This is a genomic window from Gilliamella intestini, from assembly GCF_900094935.1.
Classification (GTDB): Bacteria; Pseudomonadota; Gammaproteobacteria; order Enterobacterales; family Orbaceae; genus Gilliamella; species Gilliamella intestini.
Genome location: NZ_FMBA01000001.1, coordinates 100,437 through 118,324, shown reverse-complemented (window position 1 = coordinate 118,324; position 17,888 = coordinate 100,437). Strand labels below are relative to the sequence as shown.

Genomic DNA, 17,888 nt, shown 5'->3' with positions numbered 1-17,888 from the left:
GATGTTCAGTCATTTTTTTCATAATTAAATCCCCTTTACTTTTATCATAGAGAATTTTCTACTTTTTTGCTGTACTATTTTAGGGGATAGTTACACTTTTTACATCTTTTAAAACTTTTTCTAAGGGGGGGGTGTTGCAACTGGTTAATACTACTATTGATATGAATATTACTAATAGTATTATTTTATTCATTTTTTTGCATTCCATACCAATTTTATTTTATATTCTTGCTCAGATATTATTGGATCTTCACTTAATAATGATTCAATTTTATCTAAAAAAGTTTGTTTTCTATCTCTTAATACTGCTTTTATTACTAAATCATTTTTAAAATAAAGATTTAAATAAGCTAACGTTTCCGGTTCAAAATCAATATTCCATCCTTCAGATTCCTTAGCACAATATATTTTTTTATTATCAGTAATTATAGTTATTGTTCCTACTTGGGATAGGATCTTTATTTCACTTCAATTAATCATTTCCATTTTTTTCTTTTTTTGTATCTACGTGGGGTTTCGAGAAAACTAATAAAAAAAACGTTTAAAATCATTATAAAAGCCACAAACCAAAAAAAGGTTAAACTTGTTATTGATAAATCTCCATGGGGAACAAGAATAAAAATACTATATAAATTAATAGAATAATAATATATAATCGCACAGATTCTTTTATTATTTAAACTTTTATTCTGCTGATAATCTGTAAGTATATAACCTGAAAAATAGTAACGAATGTAAAAACAAAAAAATGCACATATACAAAAACTGACTGTTATAAAACATACCATAGCTATTATATTCTCCTTTATCATTATTTAGGCTTTTCATAATTCATTTAGGTTATTTCCATTTTTTCCTTTTTATGTATCTGCGTGGTGTTTCAAGAAAGCTAATAAAAAATACATACAATATAAAAATAAAAACAGCCGTCCAGAAAAAAATAAGTTCTAAAAAAAGCCCTTCTCCTGGCTGACTTATCATAAACAGGCTATATAAAAAAATAAAATAAAAATAAAAAAGAGCTAAACGTCGTTTACGATTTAAAGTTTTGTCATTATCGTAGTCCATTGCAATATATTCCGAAAAATAGCGCCGAATAAAACACCCAACAATAGCAAAAAAATAATAGCTAACCCACATTTCAACAGCCATGCAAATCTCCTTATTTTATAATATTACCGTCTCTATCTTTTCTATATGTTGAACCATCACTACTTTCACAGCTATAATAATCTGGTGCATCATCATTACCTATTGTGATTATCAATGAACAATTCTCAACAATTTGTCCTGTATTAATAATTGTTTCTGGCTCTTTAACAACCATACTCACTTGGTTGGTATCTTTAGTTTGTAAGCGCTTTCTAAATCACGGCGACCATATTTAAATAATTTAAATCTTGGATCACCAAACTTATTCAGTTTCGGCACTAATTTCAACTTAGTCCCTACTGACATACTTAAATCTAAACTATCATAAGCAATATCACCAATTGAAGAATCAAAACCTAAAGACTCGGCAGCATCTTTATACCAACTTCTTAAAGGCCCATCAACTTCCATACTTCTGTTGCCTCCATCAATCTCGTTCATAACACCATTAACAATACCAGATCCTCCTTCATATATTCCATTTACTCCATGCGCTATCATAGGGGCACCAATAAGACATGACCATCCCGCAGAACAAAGTGCTACCCCAGTTTGAATCATTCCTACACCACCAAAAATAGACAAACCATTTTTCAACCATATAACACTTTGTTCCCATAAATTATTTTCTTCAGTCTTTATTTTCTTTGCGCCTTCCTCATAACTCATTTCACCACTTTCAACTTTATTGACAATATTCATGGCATATGTATCAACTTCATCAATAAAAGCTTGTTTTATTTCGTTATAATAAAGATGTTTTTCGCATACTTCGTGGGCGCAGTCCATTAAGCGCTTGGCATCCAATTGAATTTTTGAAGTGTCGTCACTCATTTCAAGTGATGAGTCACTTTGCGTATACATCAGGTTTTGAAAAATAGGTAATGAGGTTTCTGAAGAGCTATAAAACTTGAGCTTTTCGCTAATGAATAACTTCTTGCAACATTAACATAAGCAAAGCTTTTAGTGGCGATAATTTGATTATCGCCTATTGGGCATCCACAAGCTACAATGCAATCATCATAGGCAGCTGGTTTACCATCTACAATACAATCATATGTTCCTTCAATAATGGAACCATATCCTTTTGTACATTTAGGACAACTTGCGTAATCGCCTAAGCATGCAATGCCTTGACCTTGAGAAAAACCACTATTTGATGCAGAAATCACTTTACCACCTGTTGTCGTATCATCGCCCAACACTGCTAATAATTTGTTCACTCCCTTCCCCCATTTTTTTATTAAAAATTTAATAAGAATTGATGACCATTGCGTTAATTATTCGTTCATACCTATTATGGCGTCATTAAACGCCATAATTAATTAACTTTAGAAATTAAGATTTGTGGCCGTTTTGCTCTCGCTCAATTGCACGGTAACCAATATCATGGCGATAAAAACAACCATGCCAATAGATGCCTTTGGCTTGCTGATAAGCACGTTGTTGTGCTTCAAGCACTGTGTTGCCAAGTGCGGTTATGCACAATACTCGTCCACCATTAGTGTAGACACGCCCTTTTTCAAAGCTAGTACCCGCATGGAAGATTTTGCAATCTTCGCTTGATTCACTAGGAATACCAAGGATGACATCTTTGGTATTATATTTGCCGGGGTAACCGCCAGCAGCAAGCACCACACCTAATGCTGATCTTGGATCCCATTTTGATTTGACGGTGTCTAATTTGCCATCTACTGCTGCAAGGCAGAGTTCGGCCAGATCGGATTGCATTCGCATCATAATGGGTTGTGTTTCGGGATCGCCAAATCGGCAGTTGAATTCAATAACTTTGGGATTGCCGTCTTTGTCAATCATTAAGCCAGCATATAAAAAGCCGACATAGACGTTGCCTTCTTGCGCCATGCCGTTAACGGTTGGGTAGATGATCTTATCCATTACTTTTGCAAAAACCGCATCAGTTACAACAGGAGCTGGCGAATACGCGCCCATGCCACCTGTATTTAAACCTGTATCGCCATCGCCAACACGTTTATGATCTTGGCTAGTTGCCATGGGTTCGACATTTTTGCCATCTACCATAACAATAAAGCTAGCTTCTTCACCATCGAGAAACTCTTCAATCACTACTCGGTGACCTGCATCACCAAAGGCATTTCCAGCTAACATATCACGAACGGCGTCTTCGGCCTCTTTTAGTGTCATGGCAACAATAACGCCTTTACCAGCCGCAAGTCCATCGGCTTTAATGACAATTGGGACGCCTTTTTCATGAATATAGTTAATAGCTGGAGCAACTTCGGTAAAGTTTTGATATTCTGCTGTGGGGATGTTGTGGCGAGCTAAGAAGTCTTTAGTAAAGGCTTTTGATCCTTCAAGTTGTGCAGCCGCTTTGCTTGGGCCAAAGATTTTTAATCCAGCTTTTTGGAAGCTATCAACAATGCCAATCACTAATGGGGCTTCTGGGCCAACTATAGTTAAATCAATTTGTTCTTGTTGAGCAAAACTAAGCAGTCCTCCGACGTCGGTCGCTTTGATGTTGATATTTTCTAAACTAGGTTCTAGTGAAGTACCTGCATTACCTGGTGCAACAAAGACTTTAGAGACTCGCGGTGATTGTGCAATTTTCCAAGCAAGCGCATGTTCACGCCCGCCATTACCAACGACTAAAACTTTCATAAAAGATCCTTTAACGATGTCTTTTTTAATAAAAAGATAAATATAGCTAATTTATTTTTAATAATAAGCAAAATTGCCATATTATTCATATCAAAATTAATGCCTAAAATGACGCATATCTGTAAATATCATTGCAATATTGTGTTCATTTGCCGCTTGGATCACTTCGTCATCACGAATCGAGCCACCGGGCTGAATTACACACGTTACCCCCGCTGCTGCTGCTGCATCAACCCCGTCTCGAAACGGGAAAAACGCATCTGAAGCAACAACAGAACCTGCAACTTCTAGATTTTCGTCTTGCGCTTTGATTCCAGCGATTTTGGCGGAATAAACTCGACTCATCTGTCCTGCGCCAATACCAATTGTCATGTTGTTTTTGGCATAAACGATGGCATTGGATTTAACAAATTTGGCCACTTTCCAACAAAATAAAGCATCAGACAGTTCTTGCTCTGTTGGTTTGCGTTTGGTGACGACCGTAAGCTCGTTTGGCGATACCATGCCTAAATCACGATCTTGCACTAATAAACCGCCATTAACACGCTTAAAGTCTAGACTGGCTGTTGTAGAGGTTGACCATTGGCCACATTCTAGTACTCGTACATTTTTTTTCGCTTCAATAATGGCTAATGCGTCTTGATTGACAATTGGAGCAATGATAACTTCAACAAATTGTTGTTGAACAATCGTTTGAGCCGTTGCCGCATCTAATGGGCGGTTAAAGGCAATAATGCCACCAAAGGCCGATGTGGGATCGGTTTTATAGGCATTTAAATAGGCGTTTAGGATATTGTCGCTAACCGCAACACCACAAGGGTTGGCGTGTTTGACAATGACACAAGCAGGCTGTTCAAATGATTTGACACATTCAAGCGCTGCATCGGTGTCGGCAATGTTGTTATAAGATAGTGCTTTACCTTGCAGTTGCTTTGCCGTTGCAATCGATGCTTCGTTAGCGCCTTCTTCAATATAAAAAGCCGCTTGTTGGTGGCTGTTTTCGCCATAGCGCATGTTCTGTTTTTTTATAAATTGAAGATTTAATGTGCGTGGAAATTGTCCTGCTGGTTTGTCGGTTTCGCCCATATACGGTGGTACTTGTTGCCCAAAATAGTTGGCGATCATGCCATCATATTTGGCGGTGTGTTCAAAGGCTTTAATGGCAAGATTGAAACGATATTCAAAAGAAAGGGCGTTTTGGTTATTATCCATCATATCAATGATATGTTGATAATCACTACAATCAACCACAATGGCAACATCTTTATGATTTTTAGCAGCAGAGCGCACCATGGTTGGACCGCCAATATCGATATTTTCAATGGCGTCTTCTAATGTGCAATTTGGTTTAGCAACCGTTTTAGCAAATGGATAAAGATTGACAACCACCATATCAATCGGTGCAATTTGGTGTTGTTGCATAATGTCATCATCAATACCTCGTCTACCTAAAATAGCACCATGAATTTTGGGGTGTAGTGTTTTGACTCGCCCATCCATCATTTCAGGAAAACCAGTATAGTCGGATACTTCGGTTACGGGTATTTGGTTGTCCATAAGTAGCTTTGCGGTTCCCCCTGTTGAAAGGAGTTCTACATTTCGTTCTGATAGGGCTTTGGCGAACTCTAAAATGCCAGTTTTGTCGGACACACTAAGTAAAGCACGGCGAATGGGTCGAAACTGCTGCATAAATGGCTCCGAAGTTAATATAAAAATCAAATTATTAAGTCGCATTATATATAAATTAAGGGAAGATGTTTAGTATTAACTTGTTAATAAAGTGAATAGAGAGTTGTCAAAATTAGGGTTAATTTGGTATATATATTGTTAATATTAGAATTAATTTTGTTGAAAAGTTTTGGAAAGCTTCCTAGTAAGCCATATCCTCAATAAAAAACTTTAATAAAATAAATAACTTTCCTGAAGTGTTTTTAATAAAAAAACAAAAATTTTTATTAAATTTAATGAAGATTTGATTTAATTATTTCTTAAAATTAGGTAAAAAATCAGGCATAAATATGCCTGATTGATAACTTTAAAAATCTAGCGAGTTCGTTAATCATCGCTATAGCCTAAACTTCTTAACGCTCGTTCATCATCTGCCCAGCCCGCTTTGACTTTGACCCAAAGTTCTAGATGGACTTTGTTGTCAAAAAATGATTGCATGTCTTTACGCGCTTCAATACCAATTTTTTTAATTTTTTCGCCTTTGTTACCAATGACCATTTTCTTTTGTCCGTCACGCTCAACTAAGATTAGTCCGTTAATGCGGTACATTCCATTACGTTCGTCAACTTTAAATTGTTCAATTTCAACCGTTACTGAATAAGGTAATTCATCACCTAAAAAACGCATAAGTTTTTCACGGATAATTTCTGATGCCATAAAGCGTTGTGAACGGTCGGTAATGTAATCTTCAGGGAAATGGTGTTCGCCTTCTGGTAAGTGTTTTTTGACGATATCTTTGATGATATCAACGCCTTCACCTTTTTCGGCGCTGATTGGCACCACATCAAGGAAGTTAACTTTTTGGCTGATTGCTTGAATATGAGGTAATAGTTGTGTTTTGTCAGTGACGTTATCGATTTTATTAATGACTAATAATACTGGACATTTGCAGTTTTTGAGTTTGTTGGCAACCATTTCATCATCGTCATTCCAATGAGTCCCTTCAACAACAAAAATCACAAGTTCAACATCCCCAATTGAGCTACTTGCCGCTCGGTTCATTAGGCGATTGATGGCTCTTTTTTCTTCAATGTGCAGCCCAGGAGTGTCGATATAGATAATTTGGTCGTTATTTTGCGTGTCAATACCGATAATACGGTGCCTTGTTGTTTGCGCTTTGCGCGAGGTAATGGAAATCTTTTGACCAAGCAATTGGTTTAATAGCGTTGATTTACCTACATTTGGTCGCCCCACAATGGCGACAAATCCACAATGTTGTGTTGTTTCTGTCATTTTATACCTAGTTGGTTGAGTGCTTCTTGTGCTGCTATTTGTTCTGCTTTTCGGCGACTTAAACCACGACCTAAATATTCGCGGTCGTCATTGTCGATTTTGCACTGAATTAAGAATTCTTGTTCGTGATTATCACCAGTGATTTCAACAATAAGATAACATGGGCGTGGTCGATGAGTCCCTTGTAAATATTCTTGTAATTTTGTTTTGGCATCTTTTTGTTTTATGCCGGGTTGAATTTGGGTTAAGCGAGTTTGGTACCACGATAAAATTAATTGACGAATTGTGTCGATGTTGCTATCTAAGTAAATGGCGCCAATAATGGCTTCAACGGCATCAGAAATAATCGATTCCCGACGAAACCCACCACTTTTTAGCTCGCCTTGTCCCAAAATAAGGTGATCGCCCAATTTAAAATCTTTGCCTATTTCGGCAAGTGTTTGACCACAAACAAGCGTGGCTCGCATTTGGCTTAGATCACCTTCATCTTGTTTGAAAAAACGGTGATATAGCTCATCAGCAATAACAAAACTTAAGATTGAATCCCCGAGGAACTCTAAACGTTCGTTATGCTTTTTATTCGCGCTTCGGTGAGTGAGCGCTAATTCAAGTAGTGATAGATCTTGAAACTGATAGCCGATCGATTGTTGAATTTGACTAAATTTTTTCATAACTATAATTTTTAATGTATCCCACCAATACGACTAAAGCGAATCCCTGTTGGCCATTCGTCTGGTTGTTTTTCAAAGCTGATCCAAATCGCAGTTGCTTTCCCCACAAAGTTACCTTCAGGTACAAAACCAAAGTATCGACTGTCACCGCTGTTGTCACGGTTGTCACCCATCATAAAGTAGTGACCTTGTGGTACCACCCAAGTGGCTGTTGGTTGATCTTTTTGGCGGTAATAATAATTTGGATCCTCTTGCGATCCTTGTGTAATCAAAATGTCGTGCGGTTTGTCACCTAACGTTTCTTGTTGAATGTTCATATTCAATGTTACAACACTATCTGAGTCAATAATACCTTTATCAGCATATTGCTGTAAGGTGTAAAAGCTTGGCGAAGTTTTAAATTGCTCATGAACCTCTTTCCAGTTGCTTGTTTTTGGTTCGCTGTAATGCAAGTCAAGTGGCTGTGATTGCTGGCCTTTACAATCAGTATCCGTTGTTTGGCACGCTGGATAAATTACAATTTTCTTTTCTTTAACCAGATAGACGACTTTGTCACCAGGTAAACCAACCACACGTTTAATCAGATCCATTTGTGGAACATTTGGATGTTTAAACACTGCTACATCACCACGTTTAGGGCGCCCTGTTGGGATGATGACAGTGTTAGTAATAGGATCACGCAAGCCATAAGCGTATTTTTCAACCGCAATAAAATCGCCAATTAGTAACGTTTGCATCATTGAACCAGATGGGATTTGAAACGGTTCATATATGAACGAACGAATGACAAATACGACAAATAAAACAGGGAAAAACGATGCCAAATTTTCAACCCATCCTTTGGGTTTACCCACTTCGGCAAGAATCTTTCCGTCAACCTCGCCATTGCTTTGGGTGCGGATTTCTTCTACTTTACGCTGTCTTGCTGGTTTCCATTTAAATTTTTCTAAAAACCAAAAGATCCCAGTAATGAGTGTTGCTGTTGCTAATATGATGGCAAATGTTCCAGCCATTTTGTTTCCTCTTTAAATAAATCTTTTTATTGATTTGTTTTTAATTAGTTAATCTTTTCCTACATGCAAAATCGCTAAAAATGCTTCTTGTGGTAATTCAACATTACCAACTTGTTTCATACGTTTTTTACCTTCTTTTTGCTTCTGTAAAAGTTTCTTTTTACGACTTACGTCACCCCCATAACATTTGGCTAATACGTTTTTGCGTAGTTGTTTTACGGTTGATCGAGCTATAACATGATTGCCAATAGCCGCTTGTATAGCAATATCAAACAGTTGACGAGGAATAAGATCTTTCATTTTTTCAACTAATTCCCGTCCACGATATGGTGCGTTGTCTTTGTGGGTAATTAAAGCTAATGCGTCAACACGTTCACCGTTAATTAATACATCCAATCTTACCATGTCGGCAGCTTGGAATCGTTTAAAGCTGTAGTCTAATGAGGCATACCCGCGCGAAGTTGATTTTAGTTTGTCAAAAAAGTCTAATACGACTTCGGTCATTGGTATTTCGTATGTTAAGGCTACTTGGTTTCCATGATAAACCATGTTGGTTTGCACACCACGTTTTTCAACACAGAGTGTGATGACGTTGCCTAAATAAGTTTGCGGAACTAATATGTTACATTCTGCTATTGGTTCGCGTAATTCTTGAATGTTATTTACTGCTGGTAACTTAGCAGGGCTATCAACATAAATAATGTCATTGGATGTGGTTAGCACTTCATAAACAACCGTTGGTGCAGTAGTTATAAGATCGAGGTTGTATTCACGCTCTAAACGCTCTTGGATAATTTCCATATGCAATAAACCAAGAAAACCACAGCGGAATCCAAATCCTAATGCCCCTGAATTTTCAGGTTCATAAAATAACGAGGCATCGTTTAAACTTAATTTGCCAAGCGCATCACGAAAAGCTTCATAATCGTCAGAGCTGGTTGGGAATAATCCAGCATAAACTTGTGGTTTGACCTTTTTGAAACCAGGTAATGGATTTTGTGCAGGCGCTTTTGCTAAAGTTAAAGTATCCCCTACTGGCGCACCTAAGATATCTTTGATAGCACAAACAACCCAACCCACTTCACCACAATGCAGGCATTGTTTATCAACTTGTTTAGGCGTAAATATACCAAGTCGATCAACGTTGTATGTCATACCTGTACTCATAACTTTAATTTTGTCACCTTTGTTTAATTCACCATTTTTTATGCGAATTAATGAAACTACACCTAAGTAATTATCAAACCATGAATCAATAATAAGTGCTTGTAATGGCGCATTTGAGTCGCCTTCTGGTGGTGGAATGTCGTTGACAAGTTGTTCAAGAACATCAGTCACGCCAACGCCTGTTTTAGCTGAACAGCGAACAGCATTACTTGCATCAATGCCGACAATGTCTTCGATTTCGGCCGCAACGCGCTCTGGTTCAGCTGCGGGTAAATCAATTTTGTTTAGAACTGGTACAACTTCAAGATCCATGTCTAAAGCGGTATAGCAGTTTGCTAGTGTTTGTGCTTCAACGCCTTGCCCTGCATCGACAACTAATAATGCGCCTTCACAAGCGGCAAGCGAGCGCGAGACTTCATACGAAAAGTCAACATGACCTGGTGTGTCGATAAAATTGAGCTGATAGGTTTCGCCATTTTTAGCATGATAATCAAGCGTAACACTTTGTGCTTTGATGGTGATACCTCGCTCACGCTCAAGATCCATTGAGTCGAGCACTTGGGCTTCCATTTCACGATCTGAAAGTCCACCACAAATTTGAATTATGCGGTCTGAAAGCGTTGATTTACCATGGTCAATATGGGCAATAATCGAAAAATTGCGGATATTTTTATTCATATTAATAATATTATAATGAGTATCTTGGTTATTAATGGTTAACTATCTAAAATGCCTTTGGTTATTACCAACATTGCTAATAAGTACATAGTCATAAAGGAAACATTTTACACATTTATCACTGCTAAGCATAGCGTTATCGAGAAGTTTGCACTTATTTCTGGATAATATTTTGTGCTATACGTTCAAGCGTGGTATGCGGTAAATTACCAATGATGATAATATTTTTGTGTCCCAAGTTAGTTGAATAAATAGTGCGTCCACCTTGTTGGATAATTTGATGTGATTGTTTAGCTTGTTCAGAAGAAATATTAACTGTAAATGAAAATACACCATCTGAAAACAATTTAGTTGCAATATCAGAGTTGTAAAAATTCAAATTATAAGCAGCTATTTCCTTAAACCCTTTAGGTAACCACGCTAATCGCCATTGATCAAACGCACTATCTTGCTTTTCGATCGATAATAAAACAGGATAGGTTCGATTGTTGATATAATCTAGCTGTTTTTTCTTATCAAAATCTTCATCTAATTGGATTACTTTTATCTGATTAATAATGTTGTTATTTTGATCTAATAAATCAACTCTGATCGGCAAATAGGTTTGATCATCAATCCAGATCAGGTAGCTATAACGATCCTTTTCTTTAGCGATGATTTTTACCTGTTGTGCACTGCGATTTGCCGTTCTTGCTTTGCCTAATAGAATAAAATCGTAAAATTCGCTTAGATCATTAAAATTATTATAAATCACATCAGGAAAAGCCTCGATGATGCGTGGGCTTGTGATCGAAAACGAAGGGCTATCAGGTTGAAAGTAACTCGTTACACCATTATGCAAGATGATCTCTTTATTTGGGCCTTCAAGATAGCGTAGGCAGGCATTAATGTCATTTTTGTTTACTGCACCTAAATGGCTATATTCAAATGTAGTTGCATATTGATCTTTATCTTCAAATAAAAAGTGAATATGGTAATTTTGTGTTTGAGCTGCATGATGCATTTTATTTAATAGCGTTAAGGCATCATCAGTATCATTAGCGTAAATGGATGCTGGAAAAAACACAAAAAACAGAGTGAAAATAAAATTTCTACTCTGTTTTATAAAATGTGGTACAAAATAATAAGGTAATTTCATTTCCAATTAGTGAGCATTTAATCTTTTTTGTAATTCATAATCTTGTACAAGCAATCTGATTTTGTCGTATTGTCGCTCTTCAAGCTGTTGCTGATCATTTTGCTGATGAATTCCACCTACTGGCGCAATATTAACACCGACAGGAACAGTGTTTAATGTAGGGATGCCATTTGCATTATCCGTTTGGCTTTGCTGATATTGAACACCGGCAATAATGCCAAGCGTGACACATGCAGCAAGCCCAACTTGGCTGGCTTTAGCAAAAAAGTCTTTAACGTGAATCCAAATTAAGTTTTCAGCTTTGAGTTGTGCGGTTGTTTTGATATTTGGTTGATCTGTTAGATTATTGTATAAATCTTCACTTGCAATAGCTTGAGCAATTTGATTAGAGATATCTAACGTTAATGCGCTACTATGCAACTCGCCTCGCATTGCTTCTCTTACAATATGATAACGGTGCCAGCATGATTGTAAACTTTCATTATGCGATACTTCATCAATAATATGATCGTTTGTGAATTCGCCATCCATAAGTAATGAAAGTTGCTCTTTCTGTTCAATTTGCATAGTAGATACCTTAAATTTATGACTACTTTTATCAATTTTTTGTAGCCATTAACCGAGTAATGGTTTTAGTTTTTCATCTATTGCTTCACGCGCTCTAAAGATACGTGATCGCACTGTTCCAACGGGTGTATCCATAATGTCAGAGATCTCTTCGTAGCTTAAGCCATCAATTTCACGCAATGTAATTGCTGTTTTTAAATCATCTGGCAGAGCTTCAATCGTTGCAAATACGGTCTTTTTTACTTCGTCTGAAAGTGCTAAATTTTCAGGATTATCAAGATCCCTTAATGAATCGGCACCTTCATAACTTTCCGCTTCGCTAGCGTCAATGTCTGATGCTGGCGGCCTTCGTCCTTGAGAGGTTAAGTAATTTTTAGCCGTATTAACTGCAATACGATACAACCATGTGTAAAAAACACTTTCACCTTTAAAAAGACTTAATGAACGATATGCCTTAATAAAAGTTTCTTGCACAACATCAGGAACTTCAGACGCTAATACATAACGAGAAACTAAATGAGCTAATTTATTTTGATAACGAACCACAAGTAAATTAAATGCGTTTTTGTCACCATTGACAACGCGATCTACGAGTACTTGGTCTGTTACTTGCTCCCCCATTAAAGGCCATTCCTTATTATGTTAATAACTGTCAATCGGCCCAAATTTGTGCACACAAACAGTTAGATTCTTAAATTAAAAAAAAGTTCCCATTATTTTAATAGAAATTTAATTATTTTACTTATTAATTGTAAATTTTTATCTTTTTTATACTAAAACACATGCTTTCCTGAAAGTTTTTGACATAATTATATTTAAATAAGATCATTTTGATCGTTTAATTGACGGATATGATCTTGCGCTCACCTGAGTCATTATATGTGATTTGATAAAATTGAGGTAGATTAAAATTAACAGCACTGCCCGTTGTAAAAGTAAAACGATCGTCAGATAAAACATAAAAATCGTTGATATCTTTTACCATATTTTCTTTTGAACCGTTACAATTACGGTAAATTTCAACCTGATTATGTTCATTTAAGATGTAAAGATCAAAACCCGATTCGGTATCTTCAAAAATGAACTGGATGATCCCTCTATAAGCAATGCTGTCGATTTCTTTGGGTAGTTCATTGGTTTCGTCTAAAATATTTAACGGTCTACCTTGTATTTTGTTGTTTGATACGGCACCATAAAAATCGATCGCATTTTCAAATTGATGGCTAGAAACACCTAATCGTTCAAAAAATAGATACCAAGAAGATCCCCCCACCCTTAATGGCTTGACTTGTGTTGAATTGTTTTCAGTCGTGGTTAAGCGCAAATCAACACATTCATCCATAAGTTTTTTTATTTGTTGTTTGATTTCGCAACTTAAGTGTTCACTATAACAAAAAATTTCAATTGAATTAGGAAGATCAGCATTTTTGTGCATGCGATTTAATAATGCTTTAATCGCTTCAAGCACGGACAGTGATCCGCTAAAATGAAGCATACGAATTTCATTCCATGAATTTCTATAAAGAAGATCAATTGTTCCAACTAAGCTAAGTTCATCTTTACCGTAATTAAGTACGCTATTAGCCACTTCATTATCTATCTTTATGTTGGTAGTTGGATCATCTTCCAGATTTAAAATGATCGCTAAATGGCGAATTTCACATGGCCCATATAACTGTTCTTCAGTTGCAGCAGGAACATCGATGGGAAAGTAATTTTTTAGATCGGCGATCAATTTATTGATTTTTGAGTTATTACGATTTTCACCATTCCGATAATAAAATTGGGTAGTATCAGCAATTAAACCATTAAAATAACACCAACCAACCAGTTTTACTAAATATTTGCTGTATTCCAAATATTGGTGACTAATAATCGAATTGAGGATAGGTTTTTGGTTATAAACATACCATCCTGCTCGATTAATGCGATCTTCTGCCACATGAATAAACGTCAAGGCATCTTCTTGCAAATTGTCGGATATATTAAGTTTTAATGTTGTTATTTTGCCTGGTAATACTTCAAAAGCAGCATAGAGTTTACGTGTTAAGATCGCAAGATCTTGAGGACTAATTAATGAGTCTAAATTATTACGACGACCAAAATTGAGTAAATTTCGATAACCTTTCATCATGGTGTGTAATAGAATTTCATGCATTTCTCGAACTTGTTCTATTTTCCAAGTTTGGCAAGCATCTAATTTGGCAATTTGTTGCTCATTCCAGCCCCAATTTTTAACTAAATTACTCAAAATAGTACGACGCCAAGACGGTGATTGTGTAGGGATTGATAGTTTTTCATTCACTTTTAAATAAAAACAGTTACGAATTAGCTCAAGCCGTTCATAGTCATTAATTTCTACAAGATAGTTACTGATTCTGTCTAATAGCATGTAGTATGAATCTAGATTATCCCCTTTATGTTTTTGACCTTTTTGAATAAACTCTCTCATCTGATAAGCAATCGGATCATTTTTAGGGTAAATCCATGAGTACGCTTCTAGTAATAGGGTTTTAAGTACTGCTTTAAAGGGGGAATCGATGCTTTTATAAAGTTGCCATAGACTTGCGCCAAAATACTCTTGTGCAGATAAGCCAGTTAGTGGCCCAAAATCAATCCAGTCATTTCGTTCAATTAAATTAAGATCAACCATAGCGTTAACGCACTGTTCATAAGTGGGATAAGTGACGTTATTTACGGTATAGTTATAAGGCACAGCAAACCATAACAAAAATTTCCCTGCTAATAAATTAGCGGAACGGTAAAATTCTTCAAGCAATAAGATATGTTGAGCAGTTCCACAGTTTTCACCCATTAAACATTCGTGATGTTGATTGATAAAACGATCGGCATCGACCACAAATAACGTTAATTTGACTTGCAAATTCGCTGCCCATTTTTCGATTAATCGGCATTTTTGCTGTAACGCTTCTTTTTGTTGATCGGTTAAATTGTTTTCAATACATATCCAAATATCAAGATCAGATTTTACTGATTGTCCAAGAGAGCAAGTACTTCCCATCGAATATAAAGCGGAGATTGCCGGTGGTAGTATTTGGGTTTGGGTTGTGTTTGTCGGTGGAATAAAATTGAATTGTTTTTTTAGTCGTTTTTTTGCGTCATTAGATAATTGATAGCAAGCAATACCTGAAGGTATATGACCTTCTATATATCCAGGTAGTTGAGGAGTATGATAATGAAAAAGCGCCGGAAGTAATAAAAATACCTGTTGGAATTCAGATGGCATACCAATAAGCGCACGCTCACGCTTTAAATTGGCAAGATCTTCGAGTTCTTTTTTAAGGTTATTGATATAATATTGCATAGCTTTAATTAGGTAAAACGAGCGTATTAGACTAACGCTTTTGTTAAATCTAGCATGTTATTCGTGTAAGGTAAATAGAACAACAATTTAAATTAAATGCTGAATAAAATTAATTATTATGATCACAATCGAAAAGATAACAAAACAGATTCAAAAAAAACAGATTATAAAATGTGTTGATAATAAAGCTGCTGTGCTATTGCCGATCGTTCATGTTGATGATCAACTCGAGCTATTGTTTCAAGTCAGATCAAAAAAGCTAAAATGGCAACCGGGGGATATCTGCTTTCCTGGTGGTCGTGTTGAATTAACGGATATTAATCCCGAACACACAGCTAAACGTGAAACCGCTGAAGAATTAGGCATTGCCCTTAATCAAATCACAATTTTAGGACAATTACCCAAATTTATTGCTACGTTAGGTATGATGATTTATCCATTTGTAGGCACAATAAATTCATTAGATGATTTGCAACTAAACCATGACGAAGTTGAGCAGATTTTTACAGTTCCTATTAAGTGGTTTATTGACAATCAACCACAATGTGCAACGATGTTTTTAGGACATAAACCTGCCGATAATTTTCCATTTGATGTTATTACTAATCGTTCAACCAATTGGCAAAAAAGGTCTGAACATGCGGTCTATTATTATCAGTATCAAAATTGGGTTATTTGGGGATTAACAGCACAATTGCTTAAATTTTTTATTGATACAATTGGTGAATAATCATTATCAACAAAATAATTAAAAACGCACATCGAATTAACACCATTTTAAGCAATTAATGCTAGGTGTTCTACTGTTTCATTAAAAGAACTTGAGGATTATTACTGAACGTCTTATAAAGGTAGCTAGTTGTTTTACTATTCATTCCTGCCAAAACAACTATATGTCTTAACGCTTTTAACAAGTAGACAAGGACAAGACATTCTGGAGCTCCACAAGTTAGAATAATCTCGAAGCAATACCATTAAATCTGCAAATTAAATAGGCGTTAAACAATGATTTTCTATTTTAATAATTCAAAAGTGAAGGACTCAATCATGAAACGTTTTACTAAATCTTCTATAGCTTTAGCTGTGTTATTCTCTTTACCTATTGCTAATGTTTATGCAGCTCAACCATTAACTTCTAAAGAAAGCCGCCACTTAATACCATTGAAAGAAATCTCAGTAACTGGCAGCTATTTACAAGCGGATAATGCTGCTGATGATATTTCACGTGCCGCAGATGAAGCAGGTGCCCAATATTATTATATTACAGCAATGGAAACCCCTGCCAATGGGACTTCTTCAGATCGTGCTATTGTTTATGCCAATATTTATAAATCTAATGCACAAATAGCTGTCGAGCAAAATCCAACCACTTATAATGGTATTGTTTCCTATAACCGCTCAAAAGCCCTTTACTATTTACCATTTGAAGTTGTTAAATTTAAAGGCAATTACAACAATACTTCTGAAATTACTGAAGCAGCAAGTAAATTAGCCGCTGAAAAAAATGCCTACGCGTTTTATATCGATTCTATTTCATCAGTTGGTAGTCAAGACCAAGCTCAAGATGTCGATGTTTTATTATATAAACAAGATGCCCCGGTAAGAGATTACATCGTCACAACCGCAATACAAGGCCAAGATGCCTATGAAATCAGTAGTGAAGCATTTAAACGTATGACACCATACAAGACTATTAGCTTCCATGGTGTCTTTAATGATACTTCTGAAATCAGCGAAGCTGCACAAAAACATGCTGTTGCTAATGGTGCACATTTTTATTATGTAAAAGAAGTATCAAACAACCCTGCAAGCACAGCGCAAACTGTTTTTGTCAATTTATATAAATAATAACGCGTTACCCATGATTTTCCACGTGTTACATAGACTATGCACGTGGAAAGTTCTTTTTATACTAGCCTTTCCTTAAATAAAAGCACCAACTACTTATTATCTCAAATCATCAAAATAAAAATTTGCATCAATAAAGTTATAACTTATAAAAGCTTTGATGAGCATAAAAGACATTAACTGTTAAAAAAACACACATAAAATCAATATTTTTATAGTAGTTTTTGATAATAAACGGGTATTTTTTGAAAAAAGGCACATTGCCACCCTAGTCACAAGTAACTGGTATAGTTTTAAGATTAAATCCTGCCTCTTTATAATACTTATACCTTACCCTTGCTAATGCTTTTAAATCCTCGCCAACAGGTACAAAATCAATAATATCACGATAGACATTAGCAAATTCAGGAAATTGCTCTTGTAAATTAATTAGTAGCGGCCTACTACCACTACTGCGTTTTTGTGGCCAGCTGATTTCAACAGGTGATCCGCCTTTCATACCTTCACCAGCTAAGTTATGTGGCACAAAGCTGTCGGTACTCAGTTGCCATAGATATTCGTCGATTCGCTCAGCTTGTGCTTGATCTTGACAAGCAACTTGTACACACAAATTAGCTTGCCATGCTTCGGCGATTTTTTGGCATGCGAGTTTTTCATAATATAGCATGCCTGATTCGTTGGCTTCTGTTTGGTTTTCAAGTAGATAGAAAATCACTTTTTTCATAAATGCT

General features: G+C 36.0%; 17 protein-coding genes. 2 read left to right on the top strand and 15 right to left on the bottom strand.

The genetic code is table 11. From position 1 onward, the window contains the following. Positions 1-840: 840 nt before the first annotated feature. The 14 genes from GA0061080_RS00555 to GA0061080_RS00495 form a co-directional block, all read right to left on the bottom strand. Positions 841-1,152 (bottom strand): hypothetical protein, encoded by a 312-nt coding sequence (locus GA0061080_RS00555; protein WP_091119237.1) that lies wholly within the window; start codon positions 1,150-1,152, stop codon positions 841-843. A 10-nt stretch (positions 1,153-1,162) separates the two neighbouring features. Continuing rightward, entirely contained in the window at positions 1,163-1,333 is a 171-nt protein-coding gene (locus GA0061080_RS12520) for a hypothetical protein (RefSeq protein ID WP_167349151.1), read from the bottom strand. Next, positions 1,330-1,986, bottom strand: a complete 657-nt coding sequence (locus GA0061080_RS00550) for a DUF4225 domain-containing protein (protein ID WP_167349150.1) — start codon at positions 1,984-1,986, stop codon at positions 1,330-1,332. The genes GA0061080_RS12520 and GA0061080_RS00550 overlap by 4 nt, the downstream gene beginning before the upstream one ends. A gap of 29 nt (positions 1,987-2,015) precedes the next feature. Continuing rightward, positions 2,016-2,375 carry a PAAR domain-containing protein gene (locus tag GA0061080_RS00545; protein WP_091119229.1) on the bottom strand — a complete coding sequence of 120 codons (360 nt, stop codon included), beginning with the start codon at positions 2,373-2,375 and terminating at the stop codon, positions 2,016-2,018. A gap of 115 nt (positions 2,376-2,490) precedes the next feature. Continuing rightward, positions 2,491-3,789: a phosphoribosylamine--glycine ligase gene (gene purD, locus GA0061080_RS00540; protein WP_091119225.1), complete on the bottom strand. Its 1,299-nt coding sequence runs from the start codon at positions 3,787-3,789 to the stop codon at positions 2,491-2,493. A gap of 96 nt (positions 3,790-3,885) precedes the next feature. After that, on the bottom strand, positions 3,886-5,478 hold the full coding sequence (purH, locus tag GA0061080_RS00535) for a bifunctional phosphoribosylaminoimidazolecarboxamide formyltransferase/IMP cyclohydrolase (protein WP_091119221.1): 1,593 nt from the start codon (positions 5,476-5,478) through the stop codon (positions 3,886-3,888). Between the two features lie 366 nt (positions 5,479-5,844). Next, positions 5,845-6,750, bottom strand: a complete 906-nt coding sequence (gene era, locus GA0061080_RS00530; protein WP_065637122.1) for a GTPase Era — start codon at positions 6,748-6,750, stop codon at positions 5,845-5,847. Then, positions 6,747-7,421, bottom strand: coding sequence for a ribonuclease III (gene rnc / locus GA0061080_RS00525; protein WP_091119218.1), 675 nt, complete (start codon positions 7,419-7,421; stop codon positions 6,747-6,749). The genes era and rnc overlap by 4 nt, the downstream gene beginning before the upstream one ends. A gap of 11 nt (positions 7,422-7,432) precedes the next feature. Beyond that, complete coding sequence (lepB, locus tag GA0061080_RS00520) at positions 7,433-8,434, bottom strand: signal peptidase I (RefSeq protein ID WP_091119216.1); 1,002 nt, start codon at positions 8,432-8,434, stop codon at positions 7,433-7,435. A 48-nt stretch (positions 8,435-8,482) separates the two neighbouring features. Continuing rightward, complete coding sequence (gene lepA / locus GA0061080_RS00515) at positions 8,483-10,279, bottom strand: translation elongation factor 4 (protein WP_091119213.1); 1,797 nt, start codon at positions 10,277-10,279, stop codon at positions 8,483-8,485. 154 nt (positions 10,280-10,433) lie between these two features. Continuing rightward, the gene (locus GA0061080_RS00510; protein ID WP_091119209.1) at positions 10,434-11,417 is read right to left on the bottom strand and encodes a MucB/RseB C-terminal domain-containing protein; all 984 of its coding nucleotides are present in this window, start codon (positions 11,415-11,417) and stop codon (positions 10,434-10,436) included. A 6-nt stretch (positions 11,418-11,423) separates the two neighbouring features. Then, complete coding sequence (locus tag GA0061080_RS00505) at positions 11,424-11,984, bottom strand: RseA family anti-sigma factor (protein ID WP_091119207.1); 561 nt, start codon at positions 11,982-11,984, stop codon at positions 11,424-11,426. A gap of 48 nt (positions 11,985-12,032) precedes the next feature. Then, positions 12,033-12,605 (bottom strand): RNA polymerase sigma factor RpoE, encoded by a 573-nt coding sequence (gene rpoE / locus GA0061080_RS00500; RefSeq protein ID WP_091119203.1) that lies wholly within the window; start codon positions 12,603-12,605, stop codon positions 12,033-12,035. A 217-nt stretch (positions 12,606-12,822) separates the two neighbouring features. Then, positions 12,823-15,309: a class I adenylate cyclase gene (locus GA0061080_RS00495; protein WP_091119199.1), complete on the bottom strand. Its 2,487-nt coding sequence runs from the start codon at positions 15,307-15,309 to the stop codon at positions 12,823-12,825. Between the two features lie 118 nt (positions 15,310-15,427). On the opposite strand from GA0061080_RS00495, the gene GA0061080_RS00490 reads away from it, so the two are divergent. Beyond that, positions 15,428-16,039 (top strand): NUDIX hydrolase, encoded by a 612-nt coding sequence (locus GA0061080_RS00490; RefSeq protein ID WP_091119195.1) that lies wholly within the window; start codon positions 15,428-15,430, stop codon positions 16,037-16,039. Between the two features lie 317 nt (positions 16,040-16,356). Continuing rightward, positions 16,357-17,157, top strand: a complete 801-nt coding sequence (locus tag GA0061080_RS00485; RefSeq protein WP_167349149.1) for a YdgH/BhsA/McbA-like domain containing protein — start codon at positions 16,357-16,359, stop codon at positions 17,155-17,157. Between the two features lie 268 nt (positions 17,158-17,425). Here GA0061080_RS00485 and GA0061080_RS00480 read toward each other — a convergent pair whose 3' ends face one another. Then, positions 17,426-17,881 (bottom strand): DNA polymerase III subunit chi, encoded by a 456-nt coding sequence (locus GA0061080_RS00480; RefSeq protein ID WP_091119186.1) that lies wholly within the window; start codon positions 17,879-17,881, stop codon positions 17,426-17,428. Between the last annotated feature and the right edge of the window lie 7 nt (positions 17,882-17,888).

Coding starts and splice junctions, on each gene's coding strand:
- era (WP_065637122.1), bottom strand. CDS start 6,750: ATGACAGAAACAACACAACATTGTGGATTTGTCGCCATTGTGGGGCGA.
- lepB (WP_091119216.1), bottom strand. CDS start 8,434: ATGGCTGGAACATTTGCCATCATATTAGCAACAGCAACACTCATTACT.
- purD (WP_091119225.1), bottom strand. CDS start 3,789: ATGAAAGTTTTAGTCGTTGGTAATGGCGGGCGTGAACATGCGCTTGCT.
- GA0061080_RS00550 (WP_167349150.1), bottom strand. CDS start 1,986: ATGAGTGACGACACTTCAAAAATTCAATTGGATGCCAAGCGCTTAATG.
- GA0061080_RS00505 (WP_091119207.1), bottom strand. CDS start 11,984: ATGCAAATTGAACAGAAAGAGCAACTTTCATTACTTATGGATGGCGAA.
- GA0061080_RS00495 (WP_091119199.1), bottom strand. CDS start 15,309: ATGCAATATTATATCAATAACCTTAAAAAAGAACTCGAAGATCTTGCC.
- GA0061080_RS00490 (WP_091119195.1), top strand. CDS start 15,428: ATGATCACAATCGAAAAGATAACAAAACAGATTCAAAAAAAACAGATT.
- GA0061080_RS00555 (WP_091119237.1), bottom strand. CDS start 1,152: ATGGCTGTTGAAATGTGGGTTAGCTATTATTTTTTTGCTATTGTTGGG.
- GA0061080_RS00480 (WP_091119186.1), bottom strand. CDS start 17,881: ATGAAAAAAGTGATTTTCTATCTACTTGAAAACCAAACAGAAGCCAAC.
- lepA (WP_091119213.1), bottom strand. CDS start 10,279: ATGAATAAAAATATCCGCAATTTTTCGATTATTGCCCATATTGACCAT.
- purH (WP_091119221.1), bottom strand. CDS start 5,478: ATGCAGCAGTTTCGACCCATTCGCCGTGCTTTACTTAGTGTGTCCGAC.
- rpoE (WP_091119203.1), bottom strand. CDS start 12,605: ATGGGGGAGCAAGTAACAGACCAAGTACTCGTAGATCGCGTTGTCAAT.
- GA0061080_RS00485 (WP_167349149.1), top strand. CDS start 16,357: ATGAAACGTTTTACTAAATCTTCTATAGCTTTAGCTGTGTTATTCTCT.
- rnc (WP_091119218.1), bottom strand. CDS start 7,421: ATGAAAAAATTTAGTCAAATTCAACAATCGATCGGCTATCAGTTTCAA.
- GA0061080_RS00510 (WP_091119209.1), bottom strand. CDS start 11,417: ATGAAATTACCTTATTATTTTGTACCACATTTTATAAAACAGAGTAGA.